At 65.8% G+C, this 20,308-nt stretch carries 18 protein-coding genes; 8 read left to right on the top strand and 10 right to left on the bottom strand.

The genetic code is table 11. From position 1 onward, the window contains the following. Positions 1 to 63 precede the first annotated feature (63 nt). On the bottom strand, positions 64 to 1,863 hold the full coding sequence (locus ON44_RS08980) for a P-loop NTPase family protein (RefSeq protein WP_051181784.1): 1,800 nt from the start codon (positions 1,861 to 1,863) through the stop codon (positions 64 to 66). Between the two features lie 85 nt (positions 1,864 to 1,948). Then, the gene (locus ON44_RS08975; protein WP_040687900.1) at positions 1,949 to 4,165 is read right to left on the bottom strand and encodes a hypothetical protein; all 2,217 of its coding nucleotides are present in this window, start codon (positions 4,163 to 4,165) and stop codon (positions 1,949 to 1,951) included. A 416-nt stretch (positions 4,166 to 4,581) separates the two neighbouring features. On the opposite strand from ON44_RS08975, the gene ON44_RS08970 reads away from it, so the two are divergent. The 3 genes from ON44_RS08970 (at position 4,582) to ON44_RS52380 (ending at position 7,548) form a co-directional block, all read left to right on the top strand. Continuing rightward, the gene (locus ON44_RS08970) at positions 4,582 to 4,959 is read left to right on the top strand and encodes a hypothetical protein (RefSeq protein ID WP_040687898.1); all 378 of its coding nucleotides are present in this window, start codon (positions 4,582 to 4,584) and stop codon (positions 4,957 to 4,959) included. Between the two features lie 26 nt (positions 4,960 to 4,985). Next, complete coding sequence (locus tag ON44_RS08965; RefSeq protein ID WP_040687896.1) at positions 4,986 to 5,681, top strand: response regulator transcription factor; 696 nt, start codon at positions 4,986 to 4,988, stop codon at positions 5,679 to 5,681. A gap of 178 nt (positions 5,682 to 5,859) precedes the next feature. Further along, on the top strand, positions 5,860 to 7,548 hold the full coding sequence (locus tag ON44_RS52380) for an ATP-binding protein (protein WP_245567072.1): 1,689 nt from the start codon (positions 5,860 to 5,862) through the stop codon (positions 7,546 to 7,548). 2 nt (positions 7,549 to 7,550) lie between these two features. Here ON44_RS52380 and ON44_RS08955 read toward each other — a convergent pair whose 3' ends face one another. The 3 genes from ON44_RS08955 to ON44_RS46600 all read right to left on the bottom strand — a co-directional run bounded on the left by ON44_RS08955 (position 7,551) and on the right by ON44_RS46600 (position 10,838). After that, on the bottom strand, positions 7,551 to 8,168 hold the full coding sequence (locus ON44_RS08955; RefSeq protein WP_245567071.1) for a Uma2 family endonuclease: 618 nt from the start codon (positions 8,166 to 8,168) through the stop codon (positions 7,551 to 7,553). A 67-nt stretch (positions 8,169 to 8,235) separates the two neighbouring features. Further along, positions 8,236 to 10,122 (bottom strand): translation elongation factor 4, encoded by a 1,887-nt coding sequence (gene lepA / locus ON44_RS08950; RefSeq protein ID WP_373283139.1) that lies wholly within the window; start codon positions 10,120 to 10,122, stop codon positions 8,236 to 8,238. A gap of 62 nt (positions 10,123 to 10,184) precedes the next feature. Further along, complete coding sequence (locus ON44_RS46600; RefSeq protein ID WP_051181780.1) at positions 10,185 to 10,838, bottom strand: DUF6304 family protein; 654 nt, start codon at positions 10,836 to 10,838, stop codon at positions 10,185 to 10,187. 65 nt (positions 10,839 to 10,903) lie between these two features. On the opposite strand from ON44_RS46600, the gene ON44_RS08940 reads away from it, so the two are divergent. Further along, a complete protein-coding gene (locus ON44_RS08940) occupies positions 10,904 to 11,632 on the top strand; it encodes an EthD domain-containing protein (RefSeq protein ID WP_040687892.1) in 729 nt (242 codons plus the stop codon). Between the two features lie 72 nt (positions 11,633 to 11,704). Further along, entirely contained in the window at positions 11,705 to 12,283 is a 579-nt protein-coding gene (locus ON44_RS08935) for a type II toxin-antitoxin system PemK/MazF family toxin (RefSeq protein ID WP_040687889.1), read from the top strand. A gap of 42 nt (positions 12,284 to 12,325) precedes the next feature. Here ON44_RS08935 and ON44_RS08930 read toward each other — a convergent pair whose 3' ends face one another. From ON44_RS08930 to ON44_RS08915, 4 genes are all read right to left on the bottom strand, one after another. Beyond that, positions 12,326 to 13,114 (bottom strand): aquaporin, encoded by a 789-nt coding sequence (locus ON44_RS08930; protein WP_040687888.1) that lies wholly within the window; start codon positions 13,112 to 13,114, stop codon positions 12,326 to 12,328. Positions 13,115 to 13,274: 160 nt separating this feature from the next. Beyond that, positions 13,275 to 14,117, bottom strand: a complete 843-nt coding sequence (locus ON44_RS08925) for a transglutaminase family protein (RefSeq protein WP_083897740.1) — start codon at positions 14,115 to 14,117, stop codon at positions 13,275 to 13,277. Continuing rightward, positions 14,114 to 15,088 (bottom strand): alpha-E domain-containing protein, encoded by a 975-nt coding sequence (locus ON44_RS08920; RefSeq protein ID WP_040687885.1) that lies wholly within the window; start codon positions 15,086 to 15,088, stop codon positions 14,114 to 14,116. Before ON44_RS08920 ends, ON44_RS08925 begins: the two co-directional genes overlap by 4 nt. Positions 15,089 to 15,095: 7 nt before the next feature. Further along, on the bottom strand, positions 15,096 to 16,742 hold the full coding sequence (locus ON44_RS08915; protein WP_169338049.1) for a circularly permuted type 2 ATP-grasp protein: 1,647 nt from the start codon (positions 16,740 to 16,742) through the stop codon (positions 15,096 to 15,098). 432 nt (positions 16,743 to 17,174) lie between these two features. Between ON44_RS08915 and rpsT the strand changes: the two genes are divergently transcribed. Beyond that, positions 17,175 to 17,435, top strand: coding sequence for a 30S ribosomal protein S20 (rpsT, locus tag ON44_RS08910; RefSeq protein WP_040687883.1), 261 nt, complete (start codon positions 17,175 to 17,177; stop codon positions 17,433 to 17,435). A 363-nt stretch (positions 17,436 to 17,798) separates the two neighbouring features. Continuing rightward, positions 17,799 to 18,044, top strand: a complete 246-nt coding sequence (locus tag ON44_RS08905; protein WP_040687907.1) for a hypothetical protein — start codon at positions 17,799 to 17,801, stop codon at positions 18,042 to 18,044. 48 nt (positions 18,045 to 18,092) lie between these two features. On the opposite strand, the gene ON44_RS08900 is transcribed toward ON44_RS08905, so the two are convergent. Further along, complete coding sequence (locus tag ON44_RS08900; RefSeq protein ID WP_040687905.1) at positions 18,093 to 18,947, bottom strand: helix-turn-helix domain-containing protein; 855 nt, start codon at positions 18,945 to 18,947, stop codon at positions 18,093 to 18,095. A gap of 180 nt (positions 18,948 to 19,127) precedes the next feature. Here ON44_RS08900 and ON44_RS08895 point away from each other — a divergent pair, with 180 nt between their 5' ends. Beyond that, a complete protein-coding gene (locus ON44_RS08895) occupies positions 19,128 to 20,198 on the top strand; it encodes an aldo/keto reductase (RefSeq protein ID WP_040687903.1) in 1,071 nt (356 codons plus the stop codon). Positions 20,199 to 20,308: the final 110 nt, after the last annotated feature.

Raw genomic sequence — 20,308 nt, 5'->3', positions numbered from 1 at the left:
GGCGCTACGCCCTGCCCACACGACAGCACCACGCCCTGCCCACGCGACGGCACTGCGTCCTGCCTACGCGGCCGCGCTCATCCCATCGGCCTCGGCGCGCAGCCCACGCAACCTGCCGAGTTGCACATCCACATCGGCGATGCGTTCCTCACGGTGATCGCCGTATTTTCCATAGGCGACCTCCGCGACGCGCAACCGTTCGTCGGCGGCGCGGAGTACATCGGTGGCGATATCGGTGAAGTGATCGCGCAGCGTGCGCTGCATGGCGCGCAACCGATTTCGCGATTCCTTACCGACCTGGAAGATCACGTCGTCCATGAGTCTGGCCACCGAAACCTTGGCCTCGGCCTGACGGCGCAGCTTGCGCGCCTTGCGGTCGTCCCACAGGGCGTTGGCGCCGAGCAGTAGCGCGGCGGCGGCCGAATACCAGTTCACCAGTGGCATTTTCAGCAGACTGGTGAGCACACCGACCATCAGCAGACCACCGTAGGACCCGCGCATGACGGTCAGGAATTGGCCGAGCACACCGGCTTTCCCGCTGATCAGCGGATCCAGCGGCGCGACCTGGTCGAGCACTTCACCGGGATTTTCCAGGCGTAGGTCAGGTAGCGGCGGGGTGCGGTGATCGGCGGGGAATTTGGCGGCCACCTGTTCGGACAGTTCCACCGCCCGGTAGTGCGCCACCACGAAATTCTCTTCGACGGCCTCGCAGATGCGCGCATCCAGATCCGCGCCGAAATCCTGCCAGCGGCGGGCCGGATCGGTATTGACGATCTCGGCCTCGGCATCGCGCACCAGACTGCGCAGCCGGTGCCGCAGGTCGTGTTCGATATCGGCCATCAGCTCGGTGCTGCCGTCGCCGAGGGTGACCTGCCAGTTGGCCGAGCGCTGCCGCAGTTGGTCGGCCTGGTCGCGGGCTGCGACGAGTTGTTCGGTGATCTCCACTTGGCGGCGCGGATCGCGCAGCGCCTCGGCCTCGGTCCGCAGGGTCACCGCGAGGTGATCGGCGACCAGGCGGATGTCATTGGCCGCGGCTTCCAGCACCAGGCTGTCGGCCCTTGCCAGCACATAGTCACGTAGGTGGTCGACCAGTTGGGGCACACCGGATTCGATATCGCGCTGATAATTGCCCGCCTGCAGGTGCAGCAGCGCGGAAACCGGCGCCACCGCGAAACCGAGACCGGCCGCGTCCAATAGCTCGCGATTGCGCTGCTGGGTGTGCTGCCAGTGCGGGTGCAGGTCGATCTTGTTCAGCGCGCAGATGACCGTCGGACAGAGCTGCTGGATGCGCTCGAGGTAGCCGATCTGTTCCGCGCTGAACTCGGATCCGGCGTCACCGACATAGAGCACGGCATCCGCGGCGGCGATCATCGACCAGGTGGTGTGGTCGTCGCCGTTGCCGCCTGGTGCGTCCATCAGGACGAGGCCCTCGGCGAGTAGCGGGCTCGGCTCGGTGAATTCGGCGCGGATCACTCCGTCGGCGGCCAGCGCGGGCCCGGGGTCGAGCGGATCGACGGGCTGGCGTTCGATCCGGCCCGCCCCCAGCGATTTCACCAGCACGGCGGTCGGCTCCGGTCCGAACTCCGCGATCACCGGCACACTCAGCGCACTCTCGGTGGCGCTCACCCGCGCCCCGATCAGACCGTTGACCAGGGTGCTCATACCGTTCTTCGCGGCGCCGACGACCACGAGGCGCAGCCGTGTGTCACCGACCCTGGCCCGGACCATACTCAGTCGGCCACCCAGGTCTTGCCGGCCCGCGGAGCGGGTCATCTCCTGCAGTTGATCGAGGATTCCGATGACTGGCGCCATCGCCGCCGGATGTTTCACCGTGGCGGCCTCCAGCCCGGCTGCGGCAGACAACCGCTCCTCCTAACTGTCGTACGAATATCGCGTTCGACGATGACATGCGCCGGCGCGACGGATGCGCGCGACCCCCGTGCGGCTCCTAGATCAGGGTGATATCCAGGCCCGCCACGAGGTGGTGGCCATCGTCCATACCCGGATCGGGCAGCAACGGGGTGGACAGCCCGGCGGCCATGAGGGTCAGTGCCGTGTGATCGGGCTCGTATACCGGGTGCGCGAAATCGGCCGGATCGCCGAGTTCGGCGGCGATCGGATGCGCAGGCGGCTTCATCGGGGTGACCGGCGCGGGCATCGTCGGCGCGGGCACGTGCGGCTGCTGAGTCGGGATCGGTGCCGGGGAATTCGCGGTCGGGATATCGATATCAGCGGTCGGCGGGACCGTCGGTGCGGAGTGGGTCACCGTCGGTACCGAGACGGTCGGGACGTCCACGGTCGGGTCGTCGATGTCCGGCTGGGTGGTGTGTGTATTCGGGACCGAGTTACCGCCGTTGACGGTGCTCGGGATGGTCCCGCCGTTGTGACCGGTGCCGGCTCCGCCACCGTTACCGGTGCTCGGGAGCGTCACATCGTCGTCGTCCGGAATCGTCGGCGTCGCGGTGTGGGTCGGCTGGTGCGTGGTGGGAACCTGTGTGGTCGGCGCGTGGGTCGCGGTCGGGATCTTCGTCGTCCCGGTGGCATCCGTGTCCGGAACAGTGGTGTGGCCGGGCTTGGTGCTGCCCGTATCGGGCGTCTTGGTCGGATGCCCGGTGGTGTTGTCGCCGGGGACCGGCACCGTCTTGGTGACGGTGGTCGGGGTGTTCGTCAACGGCGTGGTGGTCGAAGGCGAATCGTCGACAACGACCGGATGCTTCGCCGGAACGGGTCTCGGCTCGAACAGCGCGGGCACCGTCGCGGCGGGCGCGGTCAGCGGCGACGGACCCGCCGGGGCGACAAGGACGTTGGCGACCGGGGTGCTCGCCACATCGGGCTGAATCGTGGTCTGCAGCGGGGTCGCCGCAACCGGCGCTGCCACCGCAGCGGGCGCGACGACCGCGGGAGCCACGGCTGCGGGTGCGACGGCCGATGCGACCGGAGCGGGCAGCGGCGCCGTGAACGGCTGCACGGGCTGCACCGCGACGGGCTGCACGGCCGAATACTGCGGGACGGATCCACCCGCGGGCTGGGTGCCGACGGGGTTGACCGTGCCGTTCGTACCTGCATTGTCGAGGCCGGAACGTCCGGTGGTGCCGGGGGTTTGGCCGAGCCAATCGGAGAACCTGTCGAGATTGTCGCCGACCCGGCCCGCGCCGACCTCGACCTTCAGCGCACCGTCGACCTCGACCTTGGACTGCGTGGCGAGGTACATCCCGTTCGGGCCGACACTGAAGTCCACTTGGAGTTCGGTGTGCAGGCTGAAAGCGGCTTCGGCATTGATGAATACGCCGACAGCATCCGGGCTGCCGACACCGTGGTACATGTCGGCACCGTGGAACGCGTCGCTGCCATGGAACGCGTCGTTGCCGTGGAACAGCTCACCGCTGCCCCCGGTCGCGCCGCTGTGAAACATGTTGCCGCCGTAGAACGGAACGTTGCTCGCGACCGCATCGCCGTCGTCGGCGCTTTCGGAATCGCTGCTCACCGACTCGCTGATGGCCGTCCCCGACGTCGGAACACGGGGCAGGGTAAAGGGATTCGAACCCGGAGCGAGGAAGCCGTTCGGGTTGGGGAGGTTGAAGCCGTGGCCGCCCTGACCGAAGTCGAGTCCGGGCAGGTTACCGAATCCGCCGGGCACGTGTCCGGTACCGAGATCGAGGCCGGACTGCGGTGTGTCGCTGTGCAGATCGAGTCCGGACCGCTCGCTCTCGGTTCCGAGAGCGAGGCCGGGCTGATAGCTGCCGTACCCGGTGTTCTGCCACGGTTGCGGTGAATGCTGCTGCGGCACAGGCCCGATGTACACACCCGAATTGGGCACATTCGGGATGGTGAACGGCGCGTTGACGCTCACATCGCGCGGGGTCGGCGTCGACGAATGCAGTGGTGCGGGCGGTGTCGAATTCGGGTCCGGATCCGGGAAGGTGACCACCGGGCTCGGCGCGTCCGCATCGGGGTCGCGGGTGTAGGCCGAAGTCCAGCTGTCGAGCCGTTGCCCGCCGGGATGGACGGGTGCGGTACCGCCATTGGTGGCGACCAGCGCGCCGCCGGTCACGTACGCGCCCGCTCTAGCTACCCGCGCGACGCCGGTGGCAACGCGATAGGCGGTGTCGCCCGCACGGTCGTCAGCGTCGGTGGCATCGCTGTCGAAGGGCAGGTCACTCGTCATGCAAGCTCCACTCTCAGGTTTCCAGCATCCTCACCACGCCGGGCAGACCGAGTGAAGATCACCTAACGATATTCCGGAAAACCCAACTGTCACATTCTGCAGGTCCGCAGAGCATACGACTGTGACGAGCAACATAACCTTGCCATTGGAGAAACCAGAACGGAAGCCCTGTTTCTGCGGGCATCCAGAACTGGGGCCGGTGTTGCCATCGGACCTGCTCGAGCGCTCCGAGCCCGCGCCACGCGGCGGCCCCGAAACGTGTCGACGAGACTAACTTGTCGGCGGCCACCCGTACAGCCCGAAGTTCGGTGCGCCGCAAGAGATCTCTAATAATTGCTCAAGAGATGGTGAAGTTCGGCTCCCTAACGTCGGTCTCGCCGGGGTGAACCCGGCATCGACGCGAAGGAGATCGCATCATGACCGCAACCCTCGGACGCGGCCGAGCCCGCATTGTCACCATCGCCACGGGGACCGCATTCGCCGCCACCGCGGCCGCCGTGGTCGCAGGCGTCGCCTCGGCCCACCCGCCGCTGCCGGGCGACGGGGACGTGACGGTGACATGCGTGGTGCAGGCCCCCGGCGAACCCCATGTGGTGATTCTCGAGCGGCCGGGTCGGATGCTCGGCGGTCCGGCCGCCCCGCTGCCGCCGGACCTCGCGCTGCCGGGCTGCCCGGATATCGATCCGTCCGGACCGGTCATCGTGGCGCCTGCCCGGCCCGGCGGACCTGTCGGGCCCGGCGTCTTGCACGTCCAACCCGCACGTCCGGCGCCGACCGGCAGCAGCGGCAGCTGACCGATGGGCGGCTCTATGGTGGCCCCATGACCGGACAACGCATCTTGGTCGTGGACGACGAGGTTCGAGTTCTCGCGTCGCTGCGGCGCGGGCTCGAACTCTCGGACTTCGAGGTGGTCACCGCGGGGGACGGCGCCGAGGCGCTATCGATGGTCCGCAGCGCCGAACCGGACGCCATGGTGCTCGATGTGAATATGCCGAATCTCGATGGGGCGGGAGTGGTTACGGCATTGCGCGCGATGGGCAACGACATTCCGATCTGCGTGCTGAGCGCCCGCACCGCGGTCAGCGATCGCATCGCCGCCCTCGAACGCGGCGCCGACGATTACCTGACCAAACCCTTCGACCTCGGCGAACTAGTCGCCCGCCTGCATGCGTTGCTGCGCCGTCGGCCCGCGCTGATCCGGCCCTCCGGCGATGACCAACGCCAGGTCGGACAGGTGCGGATCGACCGGGCCGGACATCGGGTGTACGCGAGCGGACAGCAGGTGGAGCTGACCAAACGGGAATTCGAGGTGCTCGCGCTGCTGGCCGAGAATATCGGCATCGTGCTCAGCCGCGAGCAGATCCTTTCCGCGGTCTGGGGTTACGACTTCAGCACAGACACCAATGTGGTGGATGTGTTCGTCTCCTACCTGCGGCGGAAGTTGGAGGCGCACGGTGCGCCGCGGGTGATCCATACCGTGCGCGGCGTGGGTTTCGTACTGCGGGAGGAAGCGTGAGTCAGCGTCAGCGAGTGCCCCGTGGCAGAGCGCTCTCCGACACACAACGTCAGCGAGGCGGAGTCGTGAATGAGCTTCAGCGATCGAACCCAATGACACGGCGCACCCACGCCCACGACGGAATCGAGCGCCGCCGAGGCGCAGTCATGAGCAAGGGGGCATCGCCATGTGGAACCGAGTGAGAGCGCCGAAGATGTCGTTGTCGTTGCGTGCCCGGGTGGCGCTGGTGTCGGGCGTTGTCGCCGCGCTGGTGGCGGTCACGCTCGGCATCGCCTATACCGCCCTGCTCGACGCCACCGGATCTCGACAGTTCGACGAGACGGTATCGACGATGGGCGTCGCGGTCGTGCAGCGGTTCGATGTGCCACCACACGTGGCGATTCCGCCACTTCCAGCGCCGCCACCACTTCCTGCGCTGCCGCCACTGCCGGGGCCGGCGGTATCCGGGCCGGTGCTCGTCGGCCCCGGTGATGTCCGCACCACCGTGGCCGGTGCGCCCGGTCTAGTGGTCCGGCTCGATCCCGATCGCGCACTGGTTGATTCGGCCATCCACCGCAGCCAGCTGATCGGCATCGCGATCGGTATCGCGGGTGTGCTGCTCGCCGCGCTGCTCGGCTGGTTCCTGGCCGGTTACGCCGCGCGGCCACTGCGCAGACTCGCCACCGCGACGCACGGCATCGATACCCTCGAGCAGCTCCCTCCGCTGAGTGGTCGTGGAGCCCGTGAAGCGGAAGAACTTTCCGATGCCATCAGCCGCATGCTCGCCCGACTCGAGGCGGCGCACGGGGCCACCAATCGCGCACTCACCAGTGCCAGGGACTTCGCCGCGGTCTGCGCACATGAGCTCCGCACACCACTCACCGCGATGCGCACCGATCTGGAAGTCCTGGCCACCAAAGAATTACCCGCTGAACAGCAGCGCGCGGTACTCGCCGATGTCCTGCTCGCCGAGCGCCAGATCGAGAACACCCTGACCGATCTGGAGCAACTCGCCGTCGGCGAGCTCACCGAATCCGATGCCTTCGAACCCTTCGAACTCTGTGAAATCCTCGACCGCGCAGTACAAGACGCACGCCGCCGACACCCCGAGGTCAGCATCGATCTCACCGAATGCACCCCGACAACGCTGACCGGCCTACCCGGCGGCGTCATGCTGATCGTCACCAACGCAGTCGCCAATGCCGTACAGCACGGTCACGCGCGCACCATCACAGTCGCCGCCCGATACTGCGATCCGCGCAGCGCTGATGCGAACCCAACCGATCTGAACGTGGCTGGCCCGAAGCCTGGCAATCCGAGCACGGCCGGTACAAGCCGTAACCGCACGAACTCTGCCGATCCAAGCGTGGCTGGCTCAAGCCCTGCCGATCCGAGCAACGCCCGGATGAGCCCTGCTGACGCGAAGCCCGCCGATGCGACCGTGACCGATCCAAGCCCTGGCAATCCGAGCACGGCCGGTACAAGCCGTAACCGCACGAACTCTGCCGATCCGAGCATGGCTGGCTCAGGCCCTGCCGATTCGAGGACTGCCGGAATGAGCTCCGTTGACGCGAACCCAGCCGATCCGAAAACTTCGGATCAGCACGCCAACGTGCGCCCGGCCATTCCAAACACCTTCCACCACACCGCAACCGACGCGACCGCCGGATTCGAGATCATCATCGACGACGACGGCACCGGCATCCCGGAAACCCTGCGCGCCACCGCCTTCGACCGCTTCGTCAAAGGCCCCGGCTCCCCCGGGTCCGGCTTGGGCCTCGCTCTCGTCCGCCAACAAGCCGAACTGCACTCCGGCACAGCAGAACTCGATCAGAGCCCGTTCGGCGGCGTCCGCCTGCGCGTGCGAATCGCCGCACGAACTTCCTGAACTCAGTGAATCCAGTCCCTCAGCGGCGCGGTATCGAGTGTGACACCCACCGGTTCCGGCAACGTCACCTCGAGGCCGATCGCATACCGATGCACGTCCAGGTATTGGCCGTTGTCCGGCTTGCTGTACACCACGACCTCGGCTGAATCCCGGTCGATGAGCAGATAGATCGGAATACCGGTCTCGGCGAAGGCCGCTGGCTTGTCCACACGGTCGCGTTGGTTGGTATCCGAGTCCCACGACGTGACCTCAACGGCCATCAGCGCGGCGTGAGCGGACCCCCACTCTCCTTGTCCCAAGAAAGCGTCGATTGGTGCCAATACGGCGTCTGGGCGTGCTCGCCCTTTGCGGTAGGCACCTACCTCCAAGCCCTGCCCCGCAATATGCAGAAACAAGCGCGGACTCAGCGGCATAAGGGCGAGAAGCAGCCAGTGCAAAATCCGGTTGTGCTCAGCATCGGGCACAGGTTTGACCCCCAGTCGTCCGCCGATCAGTTCGACACGCACACCCTCGGTCTCGCGTTCGACCGCACGGGCGATCGCCTCGAACTCGGACGTGAGGATTGGATCCTCATGCACTGCTGTCACCGCCCACCTCCCCGGTTTCTGCCGACCCGACAACGAATCCTGCCTCATAGTCGTCACCTATGAGGCATTATCTCCCAGATCGACGCCGAGTGCCTGACTCCTATTTCTGGCCCTTCGGCTTATCGGAGGCGGCGTCGGAGGAGAGGGCGGCTACGAAGGCTTCCTGGGGGACGTCCACGCGGCCGATGGTCTTCATGCGCTTCTTGCCCTCCTTCTGCTTCTCGAGCAGTTTGCGCTTACGGCTGATGTCACCGCCGTAGCACTTGGCGAGCACGTCCTTGCGGATGGCGCGAATGTTCTCGCGGGCAATGATTTTCGAGCCGATGGCGGCCTGGATGGGCACCTCGAACTGCTGGCGCGGAATGAGCTCGCGCAGTTTGGTGGTCATCTTGTGGCCATAGGCCTGGGCGGCGTCGCGGTGCACGATCGCGCTGAACGCGTCCACCGCCTCGCCCTGCAGCAGAATATCCACCTTGACCAGCGCCGATTCCTGCACACCCGACTCCTCGTAGTCGAGGCTGGCGTAACCGCGGGTGCGCGACTTCAGCGAATCGAAGAAGTCGAAGATGATCTCGGCCATCGGCATGGTGTAGCGCAGTTCGACCCGGGTCTCGGACAGATAGTCCATGCCGCCGAGTTCACCGCGCCGGGCCTGGCACAGTTCCATGATCGAGCCGATGAATTCACTCGGCGAAATGATCGTGCACTTGACCACCGGCTCGTACACATGCCGGACCTTGCCCTCGGGCCAGTACGACGGATTGGTGACGACGTGCTCGGCCCCGTCCTCCATCTCCACCTTGTAGACCACATTCGGCGCGGTCGAGATCAGGTCCAGATCGAATTCGCGCTGCAGGCGCTCGCGGGTGATCTCCATATGCAGCAGGCCGAGGAAGCCGCAGCGGAATCCGAAGCCGAGCGCCACCGAGGTCTCCGGCTCATAAGTCAGCGCGGCGTCGTTGAGCTGGAGCTTGTCGAGCGCGTCGCGCAAGTCCGGATAGTCCGAGCCGTCGACCGGATAGAGACCGGAGTACACCATCGGCCGCGGCTCGCGATAGCCGGTGAGCGGTTCGCTCGCACCGCCGCGCGCCGAGGTCACGGTATCGCCGACCTTCGACTGGCGCACATCCTTCACGCCGGTGATGAGATAACCGACCTCGCCGACGCCGAGGCCCTGGGTGGGCTTGGGCTCCGGGGAGACGATGCCGACCTCGAGTAACTCGTGTGTCGCACCGGTGGACATCATCTTGATCTTCTCGCGCGGAACGATCTTGCCGTCCACCACGCGGACGTAGGTGACCACACCGCGATAGGTGTCGTAGACCGAGTCGAAGATCATGGCGCGCGCGGGTGCGTCCGGATCGCCGACCGGCGCGGGCACCTGCTTGATGACCTCGTTCAGCAGTTCCGTGACCCCGACACCGGTCTTACCGGAGACCCGCAGCACGTCATTGGGTTCGCAGCCGACGATATGCGCGATCTCGGCGGCGTAGCGGTCCGGATCGGCGGCGGGCAGGTCGATCTTGTTCAGCACCGGGATGATCGTCAGATCCTTGTCCAGCGCCAAGTACAGATTCGCCAGCGTCTGCGCCTCGATGCCCTGCGCCGCGTCGACCAGCAGCACGGCACCCTCACACGCCTCGAGCGCACGTGAGACCTCGTAGGTGAAGTCGACGTGGCCGGGCGTATCGATCAGGTGCAGCACATAGTCGGTGCCGTCGACCTGCCAGGGCAGCCGCACATTCTGTGCCTTGATGGTGATGCCGCGCTCGCGCTCGATGTCCATCCGGTCCAGGTACTGGGCGCGCATCGCCCGCTCCTCGACCACACCGGTGAGCTGCAACATGCGGTCGGCCAGCGTCGACTTGCCGTGGTCGATGTGCGCGATGATGCAGAAGTTCCGGATCCGGGCGGGATCGGTGAACGTCGTGTCGGCGAAGCTGGCGGGCACTCCACTCCTCATGGGTATCGGCAAACTGCCGTCCATCGTCCCATGCGCGAGGTAGCGGCACTGTCAGCGGTTCACCGTTCGGCGTTCCGTACCACTTTTCAGCCGCGGTAGCCGGTGCCGGGGACGCGGTGCGTGTAGTCGGCGCACAGGTAGGTCTCGGGTACCTGCTCGGTCACCGGCACCTCGAAATAGTCGTCCTTGGTGCGGACCGCGAGGTACTGGTCCTTGGCATCGCGATGACACCACATGCCGGTGAGGCCGTGGCCGTATGGCGAGTAGTCGGAGAACAGACACGTTATGCAGGAGAGCAGGCGGATGTCGTCCGGGAACTGTTGTCCGAGCCGGAACAGCGCGTCCTCGAAGTATCTGTCGGTGCCCTGGTAGGTCAGCCCGTCGATGTCGATGGCGAGTTCGAGCGACTCCCCCACCCCGCCGGGCGGCAGGGTCAGCCGAAAGTGCATCACACCGGGTTGGCGCTGGTCGTGCACCTGCACCGAGCAGGGCAGTTCGCCGGAGAATGCGCAGCCCGAGATGGCATCCCACTGGTCGACGGGCAGTCCGACCCGAAGTGCGGCGCCCTTGTCATAGGGGCCGAGCGCGTCGAAGTCCGGACCCGCCACCGGAACGCCACGGATCACCGTGCGGATATCGAACCGATTCGCACCCCAGTGCCGCGATGGCCCGATCCGCCACATGATGCGCTCGGTACCGTGCCCGTCGGTGTAGGTTCCCGGAAAAACCTGCGGCTGCACAGCTGAATCCTTCTCCCGCGACGAATTTCCCGACTCTAACGGAGAATTCGCCGTATTTTCGGCGGGTGGAGAAATTGGTCTTCGTCCTGCGCCGATCCGATGCCGAGGCGACCGAGTCGTGGTGCGAATCGCTGCGCACCACTGTGGCCGCGCGCCTGGTCGACCTCGGGGTCGCGGGTGTCACCGTCTATGTCCGCGATGCGGCGGTCCAGGCCGCGCTGATGCGAATGGTGACGCTGGACCCGCCGATCGCCGCGGCGGTCACGATCTGGGTCGAGCAGAGCTACGGTCCCGAGGCCACGGCCGCGGCGGATATCCTCGCCGAATTCGCGACCGTGGCACACGGCTATCTGGTGACCGAGTCGGTGCCGCTGCGACTCGACGATTCGGTTCCAACCCGCACCGAGGGGTTCGGCAATCTTGCCTTCCTACGCCGGCCCGCCGAACTCACGCAGGCGGAATGGCTGAGCGACTGGCAGGGCCGGCACACCGCCGTGGCTATCGAGACACAGTCGACGTTCGGCTATACGCAGAACGTGGTGGTCCGGGCGATCACCCCGGACGCGCCCGCCATCGATGCCATTGTCGAGGAACAGTTTCCGGCCGCGGCGCTCACCGACCCGCTGGTCTGGTACGGCGCGCGCGACGCGGCCGAGTTCCAGGAACGGGTGCGGCGCATGTTGGACTCGGTCGCGCGGATCGGCGCCGATCGCGACCTCGATACCGTCTCCGCCAGCAGATATCCGGTGCTGCAACCGTTTTCGACACGGACGAAGCAGCGGACCGGCGCATGATGCGCGAACTCGCCCTACCGGGCGGTAGGCAGTGCTGATGAGAACGCGAGATCGCGCCGTTACCATCCAAGGATGGCCCGAACTTGGAACACGATCGGCAAGCAGCTAGGCCTCATCGCGAAGGAGCAGGGTCCCAAGATCGTCAAGCAACAGGGACCGAAGCTGGTGGACAAGCTACAGCGCTCATCGCTGCTCGAGCGCGCAGTCGGGTCGCTGGCGACACGTAAGGCGCCCGCGGTCGCGATCCGGCCGACCGCCTCGACCCCGGTACCGACCGCCGAGCGGGCCAGGCAGATCGTCTACTGCCCACAGCTGGACGGTCGGGCCGATCCGGGCGAAATCGTGTGGACCTGGGTGCCCTATGAGGAGGATCCGAATAACGGCAAGGACCGCCCGGTGCTCGTCGTCGGGCGCGACCGCCGGACCCTGCTCGGGCTGATGCTGTCATCGAATCCGGAGCGCGCGCACGACCGTGACTGGGTCGGAATCGGCAGTGGCAGTTGGGATCACGAGGGCAGGCCGAGCTGGGTCCGCCTCGATCGAGTTCTCGACGTCCCGGAGGACGGCATTCGCCGCGAAGGCGCGATCCTGGCCCGCAAGACCTTCGACCTCGTGGCCCACCGCCTGTGCGCCGAATACCGCTGGCATTGACCGGGAATCGGACCCCGACGGCCGGACAATACCAACCGGCGGTCAGGACACCATTTCCCGGGAGCGGCCGAACAGCAAGCCGTAGATCAGTGCGCCGAGTACGCCACCGATGAGCGGGAACACCACGAAGACCCAGACCTGCGGTCCCGCACCGTTCTGATAGAAGGCGACGGCGAGGCTGCGGGCCGGATTCACCGAGGTGTTGTCCACCGGGATCGAAATCAGGTGGATGACCGCGAGCGTGACGCCGATCGACAGGCCGGCCAGTGGAATATCGGAGATCTGGTCGGTGGAGGCCAGCACCACGAATACCAGCAGCGCGGTCAACATGACCTCGATGATGATCGTCGCGGACAGGCCGTATCCGTTCTCGATCACCACCTGTCCGAGCGGACCGCGCACCGCGGACGGACTGTGCTTACCCCAGCCGTTCGCCCCGAGCCCGTCGACCGCGCGATCGTAGGAGGGCAGGTTCTTCGCGATCGCGAACAGCACGAGTCCGGCCAGGAATCCGCCGATCAACTGCGCGATCACATAGCCGACCGCGGAGATCACCGAAAGCCTGCCGAGCAGCAACTGCCCGAGGGTCACGGCCGGATTCACATGACAGCCGGAGATCGGCCCGATCGCGTAGACCAGGAACAGCAGGGAAAGGCCGAAGGCCAACGCCACCCCCAGCGGCCCGACGCGTTGACCGGCCAGTACCGCGGTACCGACACCGCTCATGACCAGAACAAATGTGCCGAGCGCCTCGGCGGCCCACTTCTTGGCCTCCGGCGTCGGCTCCAGTTCAGTGACTTCCTCGACGACTTCCTGAGCAGTGGGAGACATACACGCCACCTTCCGAGAGGATCTTCCCCGTGTGCACGGGGTCTTGGACCTGCTACGAAAATCACGGCTGATGTGAAACTGGACGTTACGCGAGACAGGGGAGCACTACAACGCTGACCCTTTCGAGCGACCCGTAAGCGATCGCTACGGCTGGACAGAGCTAGGCGAGCCGGGTTATCTCCACGACAACCTCCAGATCGGTCGAACCGCCACCGGAGAAAATACCCTTCAGCGGCGGCACATCCGCGTAGTCACGGCCGACGCCGACGGATATGTGCTGTTCGTTGATGGCGATATTGTTGGTCGGGTCGTATCCCCACCAGGCACCGGTCCAAGCCTCGATCCAGGCGTGCGACTGTCCCGCGACCGTCGTATTGATCTCGGCGGCCGGATTCGGGTGCAGATATCCGGAGACATAGCGGCTCGGAATCCCCATACTGCGCAGTAGGACCAGAGTCAGATGCGCGTAATCCTGGCATACGCCTTGACGTTCGGCGAAGGCCTGCACGGCCGAGGTGTGCACCGAGGTGGTACCCGCGATGTAATTCATTTCGCCGTACACCCATTCGGCCGCGCGCACAACAGCTTTCGCGGGCGGCACACCGCGCGCGAGTTGTTTCGCGATGGCCGCCAGCTTCTTGTCTCGCGGTACATAGGCGGTGGGCGAGAGCATTTCGTCGAAACGGTCACCGTTGTGTTCGGAGTGCAGCTCCTCCCAGGACAACTCCTCGGCCGGACCGGCGAACGGTTCGGTCTCCACCACCGATGATCCGGTGACCTCCAATTCGGTGTGCGGCGCGTGCAGATCGAAGGAGGTGACCGCGGTGCCCCAGTAGTCGGTGTAGCGATAGGACCGGGTGGATGGCACCGTCTCGACCCGATTCAGGATGACGTTCTGCCTGCTGTCCGCGCGCGGAGTGAGCCGAGCCTCGTTGAACGACCGGGTGACCGGGGAGTCGTAAACATAACCGGTGGTGTGCACCACCCTGATCCGCCAGCTCACAGCTCTCCCTCCACCTGCGCATGGTTATCGTGACTGCTGCGCAGATCGGTCCAGGCCACCCACGGCGCGGCGTGGAAGTACTGCAGCGCGATCGCCTCGCTGACCTCGCGACAGGTCTTCTGCAGCGAAAGCAGGCGATTCTGCAGATCCTCCAGCAGCGCACCGGGCGGCAGGAATTCCAGTTCGCTGCGGGCCCTGCCGAGCAGCCGCTGCGCCTCGTGTCGCGCGCCGACCCGGCTGCTCGGGCGCTGATCGAGTTCGGCGAGGCAGGCCTCGGCCACCCGCACCGAATGAAAAACCGAACGCGGGAAAAGCCGGTCCAGCAGGATGAATTCGGCGACCAGATTGGCGTCGAGCGCGCCGCGATGGGTGCGCAGATAGGTGTCGTGCGCACCGGCCGAGCGCAGGACCGTCACCCAGGCCGGTGACGAGGTACGGTCGCCTGCGCGCGAAAGTAGCAGGCGCACAGTCATATCCACGCGTTCTATGGAACGACCGAGTAGCAGGAAGCGATAGCCGTCGTCGCGGCTGAGTGTGGAATCGGAGAGTCCGGCGAACATCGCCGCCCGCCCCTTGATGTAGTGGAAGAACTCGTGCGGGCCGAGACTGCGGGCGGCCTTCTCGGTGGCCGTGAGCCCGATATAGGTGGCGTTCAGGCACTCCCACATCTCGCTGGAGGTGACTTCGCGTGCGCCCCTGGCGTTTTCGCGGGCATTGGCGATCGAGTCGACAATGGAATTGCCGTGGTCGTGGCTGAAGGCGACCAGGTCGGTGACCGACCAGACATCGAGTTCGACCTCGGGCGGTTCGATTCCCAACACTCGCAACAGAACTCGCGAGGTTCGGTCCGGATCCACCGTGGCGTCCTCGAGCAGCTGATGCACCGCGACGTCGAGGATGCGGGCGGTGTCGTCGGCGCGTTCGACGTATCGTCCGATCCAGTACAGGGATTCGGCGTTGCGGGCCAGCATCAGCGCATCACCCGCCTAGTCGTTGGTGTTGTCCCGACACGGACTGCTGCTGGATTTGTCCAGGCACACCGAGCTGTTGTCGGTCGGCCCCGGGACCGCGTCGCTGCTGTTGACTCTGTCGCATCGATCCCAGCCGTTGTTCCTGTTGTTGCTGCTGCTGTTGCTGATTCGACTGCGTCGCAGTCAATTCCCGGCCGAGTTCACGCTGATCGGATTGCGGCGGGTCGCTCACCAACTCCTCGCCCGCGAGTTCACGGTCGGCGGGTGAGGCGCGTCCGGCCAGCACCCAGGTGTCCTTACTGCCGCCGCCCTGACTGGAATTGACGACCAGCGACCCCTCCGGCAGTGCCACCCGCGTCAAACCGCCCGGCAGCACCCAGATGTCGTCGCCATCATTGACCGCGAAGGGCCGCAGGTCGACATGACGCGGCACCAGCTCGTTGCCGATCTTGGTCGGCACGGTGGACAGTTGCACCACCGGCTGGGCGATCCAGCCCCGCGGATCCGACTTGATCTTGCGCCGGATCGTCTCCAATTCCCGTTGCGTGGCCACCGGACCGATGACGATGCCGTAGCCGCCGGACCCCTCGACCGGTTTGACCACCAGTTCGGCGATGCGGTCGAGCACCTCCTCGCGTTCGTCGTCGAGCCAGCAGCGATAGGTATCGACATTGGGCAGCACCGGTTTCTCGGCGAGGTAGTACTCGATGATCGTCGGTACATACGCGTAGGTCAGCTTGTCGTCGCCGACGCCGTTGCCGATCGCGCTGGAGATGACCACATTGCCCGCCCGCGCGGCATTCACCAGTCCGGCGACGCCGAGCACCGAATCGGGCCGGAAGTGCATGGGGTCGAGGAAGGTGTCATCGATACGGCGGTAGATCACGTCGACCTGGCGCTCCCCCGCCGTGGTCCGCATATAGACGACATTGTCGCGGCAGAACAGGTCCCGCCCCTCGACCAGTTCCACCCCCATCTGCCTGGCCAGCAGCGAATGTTCGAAATAGGCCGAGTTGTAGACGCCGGGCGTGAGCACGACGACCGTCGGGTCGGCCTCATTGGGCGCGGCCGAGGCGCGCAATGCGGCCAGCAGGTGGGTCGGATAGTCGCCGACCGCGCGCACCCGGTGCGAGGAGAACAGATCCGGGAAGACCCGCGCCATGGTGCGTCGGTTCTCCATGACATAGGAAACCCCGGACGGTGAGCGCAGATTGTCCTCGAGCACCCGGAAGTCGCCGCGCTCGTCGCGGATGAGATCGATACCCGCCACATGGATGCGCACCCCGTTCGGCGGCACCAGTCCGGCGGCCTCGCGGTGGAAGTGCTGGCACGAGGTGACCAGCCGCTTCGGGATGACCTCGTCACGCAGGATGTTCTGCTCACCGTAGACATCGGCGAGGAACAGCTCCAGCGCCGTCACCCGCTGCTTGATCCCGCGCTCCAGCTTGGCCCATTCGGCGGCGGCGATCACCCGGGGCACCAGATCGAGCGGGAAGGGCCGTTCCTGGCCGGAGAGCGAGAAGGTGATGCCCTGATCGATGAAGGCGCGGTCGAGTGCGTCCGAGCGGGCCGCGAGATCGGCCACGTCGATGGGCGCGAGCGCCGAGAAGATTCCCCTATATGGCTGACGCACGCGGCCCTGGCCGTCGAACATCTCGTCGAAGGCGTCCGCGTACCGGCCGGGCCGATAGCCCTCGAATAGTCCGGATGTGGTTGCTCTGCCGTTGCCGTTCGCATGTCCGTTCGACCGGACACGGGTCGGCGCAGGTGATCGTGCCGAACGTGGCGGCGAGGCGGGAGTCATGCAAAAATCGTGCTACACGCAGCGTTGATGCCGTGTGAGACACAGGTAAATTTCTTGCATCACTCCAGGTTTACGCCCCCTTACTACGGTCGGTAGCGTTGCCGGTCGAGCCGTTCGCGCGGTGGCGATTTCGCGTGCCGGAGTGGTGGTGATTTCGTGTGCGACCCGGCTGCTGGTACCCTCGATCTTCGGCGTCGCGTTACCTGATTACTCCGGTTCCCAACGCGCGCTCGCGAACTTTTCAGCACAGTCCACCAGCGACAGGAACACGAGGAAACAGGCGTGGCCAACATCAAGTCCCAGATGAAGCGGATCCGCACCAACGAGGCGGCGCGTCAGCGCAACCAGTCGGTCAAGTCCGAGCTGCGCACCGAGATCCGCAAGGTCCGCGAGGCCTTCGCGGCCGGCGACAAGGCGAAGGCCACCGATCTGGTCGTCAGCGCCAGCCGCAAGCTGGACAAGGCCGCCTCGAAGGGCGTCATCCACGCCAACCAGGCCGCGAACAAGAAGTCGGCCCTCGCGCTGGCGCTGAACAAGCTCTGATCACACCGGTACCGCCCGCGGTACCACCCATACGTTGACGCAGCCGCCGTGGCCTCGATGACCACGGCGGCTTTTGTCGTCACCGATCGACTATTGCCAGGATCACTTTTTCGGTCCGGCAGCCTGAATTCAGATATTTCTTCAGCAATTCTTCAGCAATCTTTCGCTCTGGCGGTGATGCTGCCCCCTGGGCGTCGAGCGGAACCGTCTCGGCAGGTGCCGTGTCATCGAGACTGCCCTGGGCAAATCGGCAGAAAAGTGGCGTCCCGGGCCACATCCCCAGGTCATCGCCGCATCCCACTCCTCGAAGCCGAATTCCGATCGGGCAGCCACATGTCGGAGGTTCCCGCTACGATTCGGCGCATGGTTACCGTGTACGCCAATCAGACGCCGGTTCGCTCCGAAGATCTGCCGGACATCATCCGCGCAGCCGAGGTTCTAGGCATCGGACTGAAGATCGAGAACGTCATGGTCCCCGATGAGGAAGGCGGCTACTCGCTGGAGTGGATCGTCACCCGGGACGAGGAAATTCCGGTCTACGAGGAGTGGGAGGGCCGGTACGAGGAGTCCGAGGAGGACATCGAACTGGTTCTCAGCTCGGTCGAATAGATCCCTGCGATCCGCACCCGCACCGAGCGGGTGCGGATCTCTGAGTGCTCAATCCAGGTCGGCGTTCAAACGATCCAGCGCGGCCTGGGAGTCCGCATCGGCCGCGCGATAGATGATGATGCGCTGGTCCGGATCCTGTAGCGGCATGAGTACTTCGAAATTGACCACCAGCGGCCCGACCTCCGGGTGCCGCAGCGGCTTCCTCCCGCGCCCCTGCACCCGGACGTCGTGCCTGGCCCACCCCTGCGCGAACTCCTCGCTGCGTGCGGTGAACTCGGCGACCAGATCGGCCAGTTCCTGGTCGTCCGGATGGGCCGCCCACGCGGCGCGCAGATCGGCGATGCCCTCGCGAATGATCCGATCCCGTTCGCAGTAGAAATCCCGCATAGCGGGATCCAATAGGCACAGCCACATGGAGTTGCGCTGCCGCGGCGGCAGCGCGCCGAAGTCGACGACCAACCGCGCCATTTCCGGATTCCACGCCAGGATGTCGTAGCGGTGATTGACCAGCATCGCGGGCAATGGCGACAGATCGTGCACCAGCAGCTCCAGCGCGGGCGCGGGGACGGTGCTCGGCTTCCCGGCATTCGGCTGGCGCTGCTGGGCCAGATCGAATAGGTAGGCGCGCTCGTCGGTATCGAGGCGCAGCGCGCGTGCGAGCGCCTCCAGGACGTCTGCGGATGGGCGCAGGCCGCGCCCCTGTTCCAGCCGCACGATGTAGTCGGTGCTCACACCCGCCAGCTCGGCGACTTCCTCACGTCGCAGACCAGGGGTGCGCCGAGCCTGTTTGCGCGGGGGCAGCCCCAACTCGCCGGGATTCAATCGCTCGCGCCGAGCGCGCAGAAAGGCCGCGAGTGCTTGTGTCCAATTCGCGGAGCTCCCTGGCGCTTCGTGGTCACGCAAGCTACCGCCTCCGGGCCTGAGCTCGCTCCGCTGTGTCGCATTCACCGTGCTCGTCATCGCCCTCGATCTTACGGCTGACTAGGACTGGCTTTCCCAGGAAAAACCTTCCCTTACCGACGCACTCGCGCCGTTCCAGACTCGATGACACCGGAAACGAAGTACGAACGACAGGAGCACGACATGTCCGGAGCCCGCACCCTCGATACCTACCGGTTGCTCGGCCGCTCGGGTCTTCGGGTGTCTCCACTGTCCCTCGGGACCATGACGTTCGGCGCCGATTGGGGCTGGGGCGCCGATAAGGACGAGGCCCGCAAGATCTTCGACACCTATGTCGAGCGCGGTGGCAACTTCATCGATACCGCGAGCCAGTACACCAACGGCACCTCCGAGCAACTGCTCGGCGAGTTCAGCGCCGCCAATCGCGAAAGTCTGGTGCTGGCAACGAAATACACGATGCTGCGACGGCCGACCGATCCCAACTCCGGCGGCAATCACCGCAAGAGCATGGTCGGTTCGGTGGAGGCCAGCCTGCGTCGGCTGAACACCGACTACATCGACCTGCTGTACCTGCACGCCTGGGACTTCCTGACCCCGGTCGAGGAGATCCTGCGCGCCATGGACGATCTGGTCCGCGCCGGGAAGGTGCTCTATGTCGGCATCTCCGACGCACCGGCCTGGCAGGTCGCACGCATGCAGACCATTGCCGACCTGCGCGGCTGGTCCCCGCTGATCGCGCTGCAGATCGAGTACAGCCTGATCGAGCGCACCGTTGAACGCGATCTCATTCCGATGGCGCAAGAACTCGGCCTCGGTGTGGTGCCGTGGTCGCCGCTGGCCAGCGGGGTACTCACCGGCAAGTACAGCCGCGCCGATTTGGCGCACGACGCGGCCGGCTCACCCGAGGGCACCCGCAAGAACGTGGCGGCCGCCAACGGGTCGCTCACCGAACGCGGCCTGGGGATCGCCGATGTGGTGAAAGATGTTGCGGCACAACTGGGTAAGACGCCGTCGCAGGTAGCGCTCGCCTGGACACTGCAGAATCCGGGCGTCACGGCACCGATCATCGGCGCACGCACGGCCGCACAGTTGGAGGACAACCTCGGAGCGCTCGAGGTCGAATTCGACACCGCACAGCTGGAACGGCTGCAGCAGGCCAGCGCGATCGAACTGGGCTTCCCGCACGACATGCTCGCGCGTCCGATGACCCGCGGAGTGACCTTCGGCGACCTGAAAATCGAAGGCCGCGACTGAGTTTCGCCTCATGCGGTGGGTACGAGTGCTGCTCGCACCCACCGCATCAGTACGTCGGCGACCTATCAACAGCGGCGCCGCGTCAGGTTGCGGAGTGCAGATCCAGGATC

Origin of the sequence: Nocardia vinacea NBRC 16497 (assembly GCF_000308835.1) — a bacterium.
GTDB lineage: Bacteria > Actinomycetota > Actinomycetes > Mycobacteriales > Mycobacteriaceae > Nocardia > Nocardia vinacea.
This window is presented reverse-complemented; position numbering and strand designations above follow the sequence as displayed.